A 13,239-nucleotide genomic window follows, 5' to 3' on the forward strand; every position below is an offset into this window, starting at 1 on the left:
ACCTTGTTTTGTTACGCAATGATGGGTGTTGTGACAGGTTTAGTGCGATGCTTGGTCATCGGCAGTTTTGCGCGCGGTAACCATGTAGTAGCCGAACCCCGGCAACCACACGCCCAGCAGGAAGGCTGCATACGATGCGACGATGTGACCGCGGCGCAGCGGCGACAGGCGAAAGCGGGCGCGCCAGAGTTCACGCAAGGCAAAGCGCGTGGCGAACAGCGGAATCTGCAATGCACTCGGCGCCAGGCGCAGGCTGATGTCCTGAAACCGGATGTCGGTGAAACCCTGGCTTGCAAGCGCAGTGTGCAGCGCGTCTTTCTCGGCCAGCTCGTTCACAGCCCAGTGATGGCACCACAGCCTGTAGATCCGTTCCATGAATCCGGGCAGGGGTTTGTTGTTGCGCCGTAAGGCGTCGGCAATCACCAATGTGCCGCCGGGACGCAACAAGCGAGCCGCCTCACGCACCAACGCGCGCTTGTCGGCGCCGGGCGCGTGGCAGGCGCTTTCCAGTGCGTAGACCCCGTCGTAGGCACCCGTGCGCAAGCCGGTGTCCACATAGTCGGCCAGGTGAAAGCGGACCTGGTTGGGCAAGGCCGCGGCCTGGTTGAGTTCGGCTCCCTGCACGATTTGCCGCGCCACCAGCGTGACGGCGTCTACCGTGCTGTGCTTACGGGCTTTGACGATGGACCTCGCCGTGGCACCGGCGCCGCAGCCCAGGTCGGCCAGCCGGACGGCGCCATTGGCTGGCAGGGCCAGCCGGTGCAGTACTTCCAGGTTCATGCGCTCCAGCATGGCTTCGCGGCCCAAGGGGTTGACCTTCCAGGACCAGTAGCCGAAGTGCATGTTCATGCCGGGGCTCCAGGCGCGGTAGTCGTCGGCCACGGCGTTGTAGTAAGACCTGATGTCCGCCAGCCGTGCTTCGCCTTCTTTGGCCGGCTGGGTGATGACGCGACTGGTGGCAGGCGTTGCGGTGATCATTTTGATTCTCCGTTCATGAGCCTCTTCAGGCGGGCCAGCCGGCCGTGGAGGATTCATCGGATACAGCGGATTCGGCGGGCTTGGCGATCCGGGCGCCCTGCACATGGGTGGCCAGCTCTTTCGCAGCCAGCCATTGCCGCACCTGCATCCACACATTGCGCGAAATGATCGCCACGGTGACAAACACGCCCGCCAGCACCAGCCACAGCGAACGCCGCACGGTGTCGATGACGCTGCTGCGGTCATTGAATTCGCCGAAGGTCAGCATCAGCAGCAAGGTGCCGGACACCGCCAGCAGGTAGGCGCAGCGTATCCAGAACTCGGCCCCGCCGTCGGCGTCGCACAGCATGCGCAGCACCTTGTAGAGGATGGGCTTGAGGTAAGTGATCGCAACGACCGGGCCGACCAGCGCGATCAGCAGGGAGACAAAAAACAGGTTGGCACTCATGATGATTTCCTTTCGTTTGCTCGGATGGTTGGGTGAGTGGTGATGGAACGGCTTAGCGTGAGCAGCTTCCGGCGTCGCAGCGCGCCAGGACCGAGCGCTCGGCCGCGCGCCGCACAGCGCCTTCAAACAGCAGGCGAACGAAGCCGCGCGGGATGCGGTGGCGGTTGCGTGCCAGCACCGGGTAGCCCCATTCGGCCAGCGGGCGCAGCAAGGGCATGCGCATGGCCGAGCTGACCCAGCCCAGGCCGACGGCTTCGTAAGCCAGCCGGAACACCTCGACGCCCTTGAGCACGCGGCCGTCCGCAGTGCGTGCATGGATGAGGTCCAGCAGGTCTTGCATCGTGGCGCCGGCAGGCACATCGGCGAAGTCCGGCGCCGAGACATCGGCAAAGCGCAGATGGCCTTCGGTGTCGCGCAGCATGAGGTTGCTCATTTCTGCATTGCAGAGCGGGCAGGCGGATTCGTAGAACAGGGTCAGCGGATAAATCGTGGGATCCAGCCCGGCCTTGAAGCTGTCGTAACGGGTGTTGCCCAGGTCGGGAACGCTGCGGGTGGTTATGCGGGCGCTTGTCATATTTCTCTCCTTTAGAAATTTCAGTACAAACAGAAATCAATAGTCAAAAAAAGGGCCAAAGCTGGCCAGGTCCTCTAAATCAAAAAGTGGGCGGTAAAAGTTCGGAGGGGTCCATGAGTTTCGCGTCGCTGTCGCCTCGCACGAACTTCTGCACGCTGGCGCCCATGCGCAGCACTTTCTCCAGCGTGGTGGGTGACAGCCGCAGCATCTCGTCGGCCCACGAGCCCAGGGATTCCATCAGGCGCAGCGTTTCCCGTACCCGGTCCTGGGCATCGGCGGACTCCGCCTCAAAGCCGTCTTCCTTCACCAACTCGCGCAGCATGCGCACGGTCGGGTCAAACTCGCGCTCCTTGCGTTCGCGCACCACGGTGCGAAAGAGTTCCCAGACGTCGAGCGAGGTTTCGTAATAGTCGCGCCTGTCGCCCAACACATGGGTCGCACGGATCAGGTTCCAGTTCAGCAGCTCCTTGAGGCTGGTGCTGACGTTGGAGCGCGCCACTTCCAGCGTATCGGCGATGTCTTCGGCATGCAGCGGGCGGCCGTGGAAGAAAAGCAGGGCGTGGATTTGTGAAACGGTGCGGTTCACGCCCCAGGCGGTGCCCATTTCTCCCCAGTGGACGACGAATTTGCGGGCGACGGGGCTGAGTTCCATGGCTTTGAATATACGCCGTCTGAAATTTCTGTCAATACAGAAATAAAGGATTCTGAAAAGAAACAACAACGTAGGCCCAAGCCCGAGAATACGGCGCATGACAGACATCAAGACCTACGGCATGTCCGAGCGGGCCGACCACCTCGACTTCGACATCCGGTCCCAGCTGGTGCGGCCGCCGCTGGTACGCCCGCACCGGCACGAGTATTTCCAGATCCAGATCAGTCTGCAGGGCGACACCGAACAGAATGTGGCCGGCACGGTGCGGCCTTTCCGGCGCGGCTATTTGAGTTTTATCCTGCCTTACCGCGTGCATGTGATCCCGCATCCCGAGGGTTCGCGCTACGTCATCATCAACATGTCGCAGCAGTTCCTGCGCCCCGGCCTCGATGTGGATCCGCTGGATCTGGAAGACGTGCCCTTGAGCCGCGCGCCCGAACTCGCGCCCTTCCTGTTCCAGGAGTACGCTGACTTCTATTTTTCCGAGGAAGAGTTTCCCGAGATCGAAGCGCTGCTGGAAAAACTCGCGTTGGAGAACGCGCATCGCCGCTTCGGCTCCATCGAGATGATTCGCGGCCTGATGCTGCAGCTGATAGGCATGGTCTGCCGCAAGTACGAAGCCGACCTGCTGCGTTTTTCGGCCAGCCAGGCGCAGCAGGGCAGCCGGCGCGCCAGCCTGCAGCGCGCGGTGCGCTACATCCGTGAGCACCTGGCCGGCGAGGTCACGCTGGCCGACGCGGCAGCGGCCGCTTTCCTCTCGCCCAACTACCTTGCGCACCTTCTGAAGAAAGAAACCGGCAAGACTTTCACCGACCTGGTGACAGAGCGGCGCCTGGAGTTTGCGCAGGAACAGCTGGCGCACAGCAGCCAGCGCATCGCCAGCATCGCCCATGCCTCGGGCTTTGCTGACGAGGCCTACTTCGCGCGGCGCTTCAGGCAGCGCTTCGGCCAGACGCCCAAGGCTTTTCGCGACTCGGTACGCGCCAAAATTTCCGGTTCAACCTGAAGCCGCTGCCGCTGCAGCGCAGCAGCGTTGCATTGAATCGTCCGGTTAATGCGTAATTGCGTCCGCCTGCGCGCGGCCTGCGCACCCTAAGCTCGATAGCTGGAGAAAAACACCCGACAACAAGCTCCAGCTTTCATCAATCCCAGGAGACACACATGACACACCCAGACATGAGCAAACGCGGAATTCTGCAAACAGGCGCCCTGATGGCGACAGGCGCCGTCGTCGGCTGCGCCACGCCGGGCACGGCGGCCAATGCGCCGGCCACGCCTTTCACGGTGGCTGAGACCTACATTCCCATCGCGGGTAGCGCCGAAATGTTTCCGGTGCGCCGCATTTACTGCATAGGCCGCAACTACGCAGCACATGCGATCGAGATGGGTTCGGATCCGAGCCGTGAACCGCCGTTCTTCTTTCAGAAGCCGACGGACGCCATTCAGGTGGTGCCGCCCGGCAAGATCGCAGACCACCCGTACCCCACACTGACCAAAAACTACCACTACGAAGTCGAACTCGTGGCGGCGCTGGCCAAAGGTGGGCGCAACATCCCGATGAGCGAGGCGCTGGATCGTGTCTATGGTTACGCTCTCGGCCTGGACATGACACGCCGCGACCTGCAGCGCGGTATGGGCGACCAGAAAAAGCCCTGGGAAATCGGCAAGAGCTTTGACATGTCGGCTCCCATCGGTCCCATCCACAAGGTTGCGCAGACTGGCCACTACACCAAAGGCGCGATCTGGCTCAAGGTCAACGGCCAGGTCAAGCAGCAGGCCACGCTGAACCACATGATCTGGTCGGTGGCCGAGCAGATCTCCAAACTGTCCGAAGCGTTTGAGCTCTTTCCCGGCGACATCATTTACTCGGGCACGCCTGAAAACGTCGGCCCGGTGGTCAAGGGCGATGTCATCGAATGCCATATCGACGGCCTGCCGGAGCTCAGTGTCAAGATAGTTTGAGTTTGAGTGTGGGGCAGGGCGGTGGGCAAGGGAAAACACCAGCGTCATTGCCTCGCGGTGGCAAGAACTTCCGGGGCCGCATAGACTCCGACTGTTTGCCTTTTGACAACCTCCCACAATCTACCGAGGAAACCGCCATGCTTGAACACGACCAGAAGAAAGACTTCGACGCCCTGCTGCCCGGGCGGTCCACCGAAGCCGGCGCCAGCCGCCGCACCGCGCTCAAAACGGCCCTGGGGGTCGGGTATGCCGCCACCGCCATGCCCATCATGGCGCAGACAGCCATCAAAACTTCCTCAGAAGGCCTGAAGACCGGCGAAACCACCTATGAAGTCAATGGCTTCAAGGTGCCCGCGTTTTTCGCGGCGCCGGCCGGCAAGACCAACCTGCCGGTGGTGCTGGTGATCCAGGAAATTTTTGGCGTGCACGAATACATCGCCGACACGGCCCGGCGCTTTGCCAAAGCCGGCTACCTGGCGATTGCCCCCGAGCTCTATGCGCGCCAGGGCGACCCCAGCAAGTACAACGAAATGGCCAAGCTCCTGGCCGAAGTGGTGTCCAAAGTGCCTGACGAACAGGTCATGGCCGACCTGGACGGCGCCGTGAAGTGGGCAGCCGCTAACGGCGGAAATGCCAAAAAGGTGGGCATCACCGGTTTTTGCTGGGGCGGCCGCATCACCTGGCTGTATGCCGAGCAAAGCAAGAACGTCAAGGCCGGCGTGGCCTGGTACGGCCGCCTGGTCGGCCAGCCGTCGGCGTTGACGCCCAAGCATCCGCTGGACCTGGCCGCCAACCTCAAGGCGCCGGTGCTGGGTCTGTATGGCGGGCAGGACGGCGGCATCCCGCTGACCACCGTCAACCAGATGAAGGACGCGCTGGCCGAGGCCGGCGCCAAGGGCAACAAGGCCGCAGCAGCTTCCGAGTTTGTGGTCTATCCGCAAGCTCCCCACGCCTTCCATGCTGATTACCGCCCGAGCTACCGCAAGGATGCGGCAGATGACGGATTCAAGCGCGCTGTTGAGTGGTTCAAAACCCACGGCGTGAATTAAAAAGCACCCCCGTCCAGGCTCACTTCGTGTAGCCTGTTCCCCCCTCGAGGGGGCGGCGCCAGCGGCCCGGCAAAGCCGGTTCCGCGGCCCCTGCTGGTGAAATACCCCACACTGATTGCGCCCTGAACTCTTCAAGCCAGCATGAGCCGCGGGACTGGCTTTGCCAGACCGCAGGCGGGCGGCCCCCTCGGGGGGCAGGGAGCTACACGCAGTGAGCGACCGTGGGGGCTAACCACTTGACAGGCTTGATAAGATTGAAGCAACCCCGGCCGCAGGCATTGGATGCCCGCCCGGGGTTTTGTCGTCTGTGGTGTAACCTCTGCGGATAATTTTGAGTGATTTCGGGCCTTAGCCCAATAAATACGAGCGCAAGCAGCTATGACTTTGATAGCAATCCTGGTGGGAACCCTGGCTGCAGGCATTGGCAGCGTGTGGCTGGCGGCGCTGCTCAGCTTTGGCGTACTGGCCCGGTACACCCAGCACATGCTCAGCCTGGCGGCCGGCGCGCTACTGGCCACGGCCTTCATGCATTTGCTGCCCGAGGCTTTTGAAAGCCAGGCCGGGGCCAAGGAACTGTTTGCCACCTTGCTGGTCGGGCTGGTCTTCTTTTTTCTGCTGGACAAGGCCGAGCTGTGGCATCACGGCCATGAGCACCATGGCGGCGAACACCATGGCCCCGAGGTGGCGGCGCATGCGCAGCATGACCATACAGAGCATGTCCATGCCGCGCACAGCCACCACGGCCACCACGGCCATACGCATGGCGAAGCCAAAAGCGGCAGCTGGGCTGTGCTGGCCGGCGACAGCGTGCACGCTTTCGGCGACGGCATCCTCATCGCCTCGGCCTTCATGGCCGATTTGCGGCTGGGCGTGGTCGCCGCGCTGGCGGTGCTGGTGCATGAAGTGCCTCACCACATGGGTGACCTGGTGGTGCTGCGCCAGACATCCAACAACCGCCGCGCCGCCTTCATCAAGGTGTCGCTGGCCGGTGCCGTCACCGCGCTGGGCGGCGTGGTCGGCTATGCGCTGGTCGACCAGCTGTACGACTACCTGCCGTTTTTCCTGATCATGGCGTCCAGCAGCTTTATCTATGTCGCGTTGGCCGACCTGATTCCCCAGTTGCAAAAACGCGTCACTGCCCGGGAAACCATGGCGCAAATCGCCTGGCTGGGCATCGGCATCGGCCTGGTCACGCTGATCAGCAGCCTTGCGCACCACCATTGAGCGGCAAGGCGCAACTGCGGTTGCTGTCAGACGGCGCCTGACAAGTACAAGGCCTGGCGACCTATAGGCGGGTTTCGGGCGGAGCGGGAAGATAAGGCCAAGCATCTTCCTGATGCCCCGTTGCGTTGTGCAAAACACTGTGCAAAAGGCAGGCCCGCCATGAACTTCCATTCAGACTCCACCACGGTTTCCAGCGCTTTCCGCCCCTCGGCCTACGATGTCAGCGGCGAGTTGGCTCAAGAAGCGCCACAGCGCAAGCCGCGTAGTTTTCATCGCCCGCGCGCAGCCGCGTACATCGCTTTTTTCATTACCGTTTTCGCCAGCATGGCAGCCGCTGCTGCGCTGGCAATCCATGACATGCCTTTGATGGTGGTGGGCCTGTGATGAGCGGCACGCGCAAGCGGCCGGGCAATGAAGAGCCCGAACCGACATCGGAGGCGGACCTGCCGTCCGACGGCCGGGACGAGAAAGGTGAAGCGATGATCCGCGACTTGCCCAGACGGGTGGAGCCGCCGCAGTCTCTGCAGTCGCCTGGCAAGTTGCACAACGACGCCGGAAAGGGAGGCCGGAAGTAGCCATGGCCACCAACCCGAACGTTCCGCCACCCGAGCCGCTGCCGCCCCTGGACACCCCGCCGGACCCGGGCGAAGTGCAGACCACCCCCATGCCAATGACGCTGAAATAGGCGAAAACAGCTCCGCAAGAAATGTTGACGGGTCTGGGCGGTGGCTGCCCGCCTGGAGCTTGCAAGGGCCATCAAGTCTGGATATGGTCGGGGGATTTCATTCCCGGGAGACACGATGGCCGACGTTCTGAATGTGCGCTGCTGCATCGCCGGCGGCGGCCCGGCCGGCATGATGCTAGGCCTGTTGCTGGCACGCGCAGGGGTGCAGGTGCTTGTGCTGGAAAAGCACGCCGATTTCCTGCGTGACTTTCGCGGCGACACCGTGCATCCCTCCACCCTCGAAGTGATTCACGAGCTGGGCCTGCTGGAGAAATTTCTGGCGCGCCCGCACGATGAAGTGAGCGAGTTGCGCGCCGTGGTCGGCAACACCGAACTCGTGCTGGCCAGCTTCAGGCATTTGCGCCTGCGCTGCAAATTCATCGCGATGATCCCCCAGTGGGAGTTCCTGGATTTTGTGCGCGATGAAGCGGAGCTGTATCCCGGTTTTCGCCTTATCCAGAACGCCGAAGTGACCGGCGTGATCCAGCAGGGCGGCGTGGTGACGGGCGTGGAGGTCGCCACGCCCGGGGGCGCCTTGCAGGTGATGGCGGACCTCCTGATCGGCGCCGATGGCAGGCGGTCCACGGTGCGCAGTTCGGCGGGGCTGGTCGTGCGCGATCTGGGTGCGCCTATTGATGTGCTGTGGATGCGCCTGCCCAAGATGCCGGGCGATCCTTCCACGACGGGCGGGCGCATTACCAACGGCATCTTCCTGGCCATGATTGACCGCCGTACCTACTGGCAGTGCGCCTATGTGATTCCCAAGGGCGGCATCGAGGCCGTTCGCTCGCAGGGGCTGGAGGCTTTCAGGGCTGATGTGGTGAAGGTAGCACCGCTCTTTGCCGACCGTATCGCCACCCTGGCCAGTTGGGACGACATCAAGCTGCTGAGTGTGACGGTGGACCGGCTGGAGCACTGGTACAAGCCCGGCCTGCTGTGCATCGGCGACGCTGCACATGCGATGTCGCCTGTGGGCGGCGTGGGCATCAACCTGGCGGTACAGGATGCCGTGGCGGCGGCCAATATTCTGGCTGCGCCGCTGGCGAACCCGCAGGTGGACCGGGCCGCCCTGACGCCCTTTCTGGCGCAGGTGCAAAGACGGCGGTTGTTTCCCACACGCGTCACGCAGGCGGTGCAGGTCGCCATCCAGAACCGCCTGCTCAGCCCGGTACTGGCGGCGCGGGGGCGCGACGGCCCGCCCATGGCACTGCCCTGGCCACTGAAGTTGATGCGGCGCTGGCCCCTGCTGCAGGCGCTGCCGGCCTATGCGGTCGGCGTGGGCGTGCGGCCGGAGCATGTGCGCTCACCAGCGCAGCCGGTGACTTCCGATACCGGCTGAATGGTCGTGAATGCTATTGATTTGATAGCTGATTGCGCTTTTCCCATAATGGCAAACGACCGTTTTTTGTTTCGATTTTTGAATATTTTTGGTGGCCGGTACTGACCTGCGTGGCTTTCTTTTCCAGTGGGATTTGAACGCTGGCGTCCGAAGGAAAAAGACGAAAGAAGAGGGTTTGTAGGCTTGTTCCTACGCAATCCACAGGCATTGCCTACATTCCTCGGCCGCAACGATGCCTACAGTGAATAAGGCAGGCACAGGTGCGTAGCAGGTGTGCAAGCGCCGCAACCCACCCCCCAATCCCACTCAACAGTCTGCACCTCGCTGCGGCTTTCTGCCGCAAGCAGAGGTGACCTTCAAGGAGACCGTCATGAAAACCGCCGCAGAGACAATTCACTCCCACAGGCCCGAACCCAGCCCTTCGAAAGGACGCCTGGGTGACCGGCCGGACAACGGCTCGCGGAGCAGTCGTGGTGCCGGCCCTTCGTCGGGGTCACGCCTTGACAACCCGCACAAGCGCATCCGGCTGTCCGGCCACGCACGCGCGCATTGATGCGGGTGCTTTTTCATCAAACGTTCGCGTGCGCATCAGGCGAAAAACGCTTACAGCCCTGTGGGACACCGTCTCATGGGGTAAGCCCGATGTAGCGGGCTAAATTGAATTCCGGCTGACGTTCAGCCACTCACCGTTCAGCCATTTCATCTTCAAAAAAGGAAACCGACATGCACGCATCCAAATTCAAACCTGCTGCCCTTACCGCCGTTGCCCTGGCCGCTTTGCTGGCACTGGGAGCCTGTGGCAAAAAGGTGGAAGACACCGGCGCGTCGCCTTCGACACCTGCCGCTTCACCCTCGACCACACCTTCGCCGTCGACCACGCCATCCCCAACAGGCAGCAGCTCTTCGATGGGTACGTCCACAACCGGTAGCACCCCAATGGGAACCAGCACGTCTCCGATGACAGGTGACGCAGCGACGCCTGGTACGGCAGCCAGCGCTCCGGCCAAGTAATCGGATATGAAAATCCGGCATTGACCGGTACTTTTTGAGCGGGTCCTGCGCGGCCGCTTCAACATGAAAAAAACCTGCACGCTTTCCAGCGTGCAGGTTTTTGTGTTTCTGGCGGCGCCGCGAAGCGGGGCGGCCTCAGCCCTGTGCGACCGGATGCGCCGGGTCGCTGCACCAGTCGCTCCAGCTGCCGGCGTAGAGCCCGCTTCTTCCGAGGCCGGCCAACTCCATGGCAATGATGTTGGGAACGGCGCTGACGCCGCTGCCGCAATGGTGTACCACGGTGGCCGGGTCGCGGCCGGCCAGCAGGGCTTCAAACTCGGCCTTGAGCTGGACTGCCGGCTTGAACTTTCCGTCGGGCCCCAGGTTCTGGCCGAAGGGGCGGTTCAATGCGCCGGGGATGTGGCCGGCCACCGGATCCAGCGGCTCCACCTCGCCCTTGAAGCGTGGCGTGGCGCGCGCGTCAACCAGTGTTTGTGCCGGGCGGCCCAACTGGCTCGCCACGGTCTGGGCCGATACCAATGTGGCTTTTTCCGGCGCCAGGAGGAAGCTGGCCTGGAAATGCGCAGGTTCTTCGCCGCTGTTGACGGCGCCGCCGGCGGCCTGCCATGCTTGCAGCCCACCGTCGAGCACCGCCACGTTTTCATGACCGGCCCACTTGAGCATCCACCACAGGCGCCCGCAGTAGTTGGCGCCGTTGCGGTCATACACCACCGCCTGCATGTTGTTGGCAAAACCGACGCTGGAAAGCCAGGTGGCGAACTTCTCGCGGTTTGGCAGCGGGTGGCGTCCACCTGATGCCGGTGCATCAGCGCCGCTGGCCGTGATCACGCCATGGGCGCCCGCCACGCCGTGCTTGGCGCTCAATGCGGTGTCCAGGTTGGCATACACGGCGCCGGGAATGTGCGAGGCCAGGTACTGCTCCTGGCCGGCGTGCGGCTTCATCAGGTCGAAGGTGCAGTCGAAGATACGCAGGGGCTTGGCCGATGCCATCAGGGCTTGCAGTTGTTCGGCGGAAATCAGGGTGGTGTAGCTCATGGAAAACTCCTTAATGCTCTTCAGCCGGGGCATTGGGCGCAGCGCGGGCGCGCAAAACAGTTGCGGCAATCGCGCTGACGATGATGAGGCCCATGCCGGCCCAGCCGATCAGGGGGATATTGTCGCCAAACAGGATCAGGCTGTAGATAGCCGCGAACACAATGCCCGAGTACTGCAGGTTGGCCACCATCAGCGTGCCGCCATGGTTTTCTGACATGGAATAAGCCTTGGTCATGGACAGCTGGCCCAGCGAAGCCAGGATGCCGATGGGCGGCAGCCACAGCGCGTGTTCCCAATTCCAGGGTGTGATGCCCATGACGCACATGCCGAGCGCGCCGGCAACCGCCGTGCCCACGGCAAAATAAAACACGGTGCGCGTTTCGGGCTCACCCATGCGCGAAATCGCCATCACCTGCATGTAGGCAAAGGCGGCGCCCAGGCCGGACATCAGGCCCACCAGCCCGGCGAAGGTCTGGTTCTGGTCGATGGCAGGGCGCAGCAACATGACGACGCCGGCAAAGCTGGCGAGGATGGCCATGACGAGAGGCCCCTGGCTGGAAAATAGAGCCCCCACGCTTGCCGCTTCGCGTGCTGCGCTGCCCCCCGAGGGGGCGCTCGCGCCTTGGGGCGGCCCGGCGGCGCTCAGCGTGTCATTTGCCTTCGGCGGCGCCCAGGCCATCAAAGCGCCGCCGACCAGGAAGGCCGCAATCCACACGCTGCTCATGTAGTTGAGCGTCATGGCGGTCGCCAGCGGCAGATGGGCAATGGCGTAAAACCAGGCCGACAGCGACATCACGCCAATCACGCTGCGCCAGGCATGCATGGACGGGTAGCGGGTGGCCAGGGTGATGCCGCGCGCGCGGGCGTAGGCGGCCATGAAGACGATGCCCAGGGTGCCGCGATAGAACACCAGTTCGGCGCTGTTGAAGTGTTCCGACGCGTACTTGACGCAGACCCCCATCGTGGCAAACAGGAAGGAGGAAAGAATCATCCAGACGGCTTGCATCGATTTCAGGGTAAGAAGTTATGAGTGGTAAAAGTGGCTGGGATCCGCAATGGTATTGCGCAAGCAGCTATCAAATAAATAGCAGTTCCGGTGCCGTCAGATCATCTGCGTGGTTTTGCTGGCGCCCATTTCGCGGCGGTACCACTCGTGAAAGTGCTGCATGCCGTCTTCCATGGGGCTTTGGTAAGGCCCGAACTCGTTGTCGCCGCGAACCATCAAGGCCTTGCGGCCGGCGTCCATGCGCAGGGCGATTTCGTCGTCTTCCACGCAGGTTTCCATGTAGGCGGCTTGTTGCGCTTCGATGAATTCGCGCTCGAAAGCGCAGATTTCTTCGGGGTAAAAAAACTCGACCACATTGAGCGTCTTGTCGGGGCCCTGTGGATGCAGCGTGCTGACCACCAGCACATGCGGGTACCACTCAACCATCACGTGCGGGTAGTAGGTGAGCCAGATGGCGCCGTATTTGGGCGGTACGCCCTTGCGGTACTGCAGCACCACGTCATGCCATTTCTTGTAGGTGTCGGTGCCGGGCTTGCCCAGCTTGTCTGACACGCCCACGGTCTGCACTGAATAGTTTGGTTCAAGTTGCCAGCGCAGGTCGTCGGTGGTCACAAAGCCGCCCAGCCCGGGGTGGAAGGGGCCGACGTGGTAGTCCTCCAGGTAGACCTCGATGAAGGTCTTCCAGTTGTAGTTGCACTCGTGCAGGTGCACCTTGTCGAGCTGGTAGCCGGAAAAGTCGAGGTCGGCGTAGGTGGCCAGCTGCGACATCTCGGCCGCCACGTCGCGGCCGGTGTCCTCGAACACCAGGCCATTCCAGGTCGTGGTCTTGTAGCGGTTCAGGTTCAGGCAGGGGTCGATCTCGAAGTGCGGTGCGCCGATGAGCTCACCGGAGGTGTTGTAGGTCCAGCGGTGCAGCGGGCAGACGATGTTGCTGCCGGTATTGCCGCGGCCCTGCAGCATGGTGGATTGGCGATGCCGGCAGACGTTGGAGATCAGTTCGATGCCCGAAGCGTTGCGCACCAGCGCCCGGCCTTCGCCCTCATGCGGCAGGGCGTAATAGTCGCCCAGGTGGGGCACGGCCAGTTCATGGCCCAGGTAGCGCGGCCCGCGGGCAAACAGCTTTTGCTGCTCCCGCTGGTACAGGCCCGCATCAAAATAGCTGGAAATGGGGAGCTGGCTGGTGGCCTGCAGGAGACGGAGGCTGAGATCAGACATGCAAATTTCGGTGAACATGCCT

Annotated in this window: 15 protein-coding genes; 7 read left to right on the top strand and 8 right to left on the bottom strand. The window is 62.7% G+C overall.

The genetic code is table 11. The features are described from left to right. Positions 1-39 precede the first annotated feature (39 nt). The 4 genes from AC1D13_RS06875 to AC1D13_RS06890 form a co-directional block, all read right to left on the bottom strand. Positions 40-978, bottom strand: a complete 939-nt coding sequence (locus AC1D13_RS06875) for an SAM-dependent methyltransferase (protein ID WP_457279997.1) — start codon at positions 976-978, stop codon at positions 40-42. 25 nt (positions 979-1,003) lie between these two features. Beyond that, on the bottom strand, positions 1,004-1,426 hold the full coding sequence (locus tag AC1D13_RS06880) for a hypothetical protein (protein WP_457279998.1): 423 nt from the start codon (positions 1,424-1,426) through the stop codon (positions 1,004-1,006). Between the two features lie 52 nt (positions 1,427-1,478). Further along, entirely contained in the window at positions 1,479-2,000 is a 522-nt protein-coding gene (locus AC1D13_RS06885; protein ID WP_477665591.1) for a thiol-disulfide oxidoreductase DCC family protein, read from the bottom strand. A gap of 79 nt (positions 2,001-2,079) precedes the next feature. Beyond that, positions 2,080-2,652, bottom strand: coding sequence for a GbsR/MarR family transcriptional regulator (locus AC1D13_RS06890; RefSeq protein ID WP_477689244.1), 573 nt, complete (start codon positions 2,650-2,652; stop codon positions 2,080-2,082). Positions 2,653-2,749: 97 nt separating this feature from the next. Between AC1D13_RS06890 and AC1D13_RS06895 the strand changes: the two genes are divergently transcribed. The 7 genes from AC1D13_RS06895 (at position 2,750) to AC1D13_RS06925 (ending at position 9,503) form a co-directional block, all read left to right on the top strand. Then, positions 2,750-3,658, top strand: a complete 909-nt coding sequence (locus AC1D13_RS06895) for a helix-turn-helix transcriptional regulator (protein WP_477689245.1) — start codon at positions 2,750-2,752, stop codon at positions 3,656-3,658. Positions 3,659-3,813: 155 nt separating this feature from the next. Next, the gene (locus AC1D13_RS06900; protein WP_477689246.1) at positions 3,814-4,614 is read left to right on the top strand and encodes a fumarylacetoacetate hydrolase family protein; all 801 of its coding nucleotides are present in this window, start codon (positions 3,814-3,816) and stop codon (positions 4,612-4,614) included. Between the two features lie 137 nt (positions 4,615-4,751). Next, on the top strand, positions 4,752-5,663 hold the full coding sequence (locus AC1D13_RS06905; RefSeq protein ID WP_477689247.1) for a dienelactone hydrolase family protein: 912 nt from the start codon (positions 4,752-4,754) through the stop codon (positions 5,661-5,663). 378 nt (positions 5,664-6,041) lie between these two features. Next, positions 6,042-6,887 (top strand): ZIP family metal transporter, encoded by an 846-nt coding sequence (locus tag AC1D13_RS06910; protein WP_477689248.1) that lies wholly within the window; start codon positions 6,042-6,044, stop codon positions 6,885-6,887. Between the two features lie 159 nt (positions 6,888-7,046). Next, a complete protein-coding gene (locus tag AC1D13_RS06915) occupies positions 7,047-7,271 on the top strand; it encodes a hypothetical protein (RefSeq protein WP_477665597.1) in 225 nt (74 codons plus the stop codon). Positions 7,272-7,687: 416 nt separating this feature from the next. Beyond that, a complete protein-coding gene (locus tag AC1D13_RS06920) occupies positions 7,688-8,950 on the top strand; it encodes an FAD-dependent oxidoreductase (RefSeq protein ID WP_477665598.1) in 1,263 nt (420 codons plus the stop codon). A gap of 370 nt (positions 8,951-9,320) precedes the next feature. Next, the gene (locus AC1D13_RS06925; RefSeq protein WP_477665599.1) at positions 9,321-9,503 is read left to right on the top strand and encodes a hypothetical protein; all 183 of its coding nucleotides are present in this window, start codon (positions 9,321-9,323) and stop codon (positions 9,501-9,503) included. A 130-nt stretch (positions 9,504-9,633) separates the two neighbouring features. On the opposite strand, the gene AC1D13_RS06930 is transcribed toward AC1D13_RS06925, so the two are convergent. From AC1D13_RS06930 to AC1D13_RS06945, 4 genes are all read right to left on the bottom strand, one after another. After that, positions 9,634-10,041 carry a hypothetical protein gene (locus AC1D13_RS06930; protein WP_477665600.1) on the bottom strand — a complete coding sequence of 136 codons (408 nt, stop codon included), beginning with the start codon at positions 10,039-10,041 and terminating at the stop codon, positions 9,634-9,636. 55 nt (positions 10,042-10,096) lie between these two features. Beyond that, positions 10,097-10,996 (bottom strand): sulfurtransferase, encoded by a 900-nt coding sequence (locus AC1D13_RS06935; protein WP_477665601.1) that lies wholly within the window; start codon positions 10,994-10,996, stop codon positions 10,097-10,099. A 10-nt stretch (positions 10,997-11,006) separates the two neighbouring features. Continuing rightward, positions 11,007-12,002, bottom strand: a complete 996-nt coding sequence (locus tag AC1D13_RS06940; protein WP_477665602.1) for a DMT family transporter — start codon at positions 12,000-12,002, stop codon at positions 11,007-11,009. Positions 12,003-12,098: 96 nt separating this feature from the next. Continuing rightward, positions 12,099-13,217 (bottom strand): aromatic ring-hydroxylating oxygenase subunit alpha, encoded by a 1,119-nt coding sequence (locus tag AC1D13_RS06945; RefSeq protein WP_477665603.1) that lies wholly within the window; start codon positions 13,215-13,217, stop codon positions 12,099-12,101. Between the last annotated feature and the right edge of the window lie 22 nt (positions 13,218-13,239).

This window comes from Polaromonas sp. P1_E12 (genome assembly GCF_056405975.1).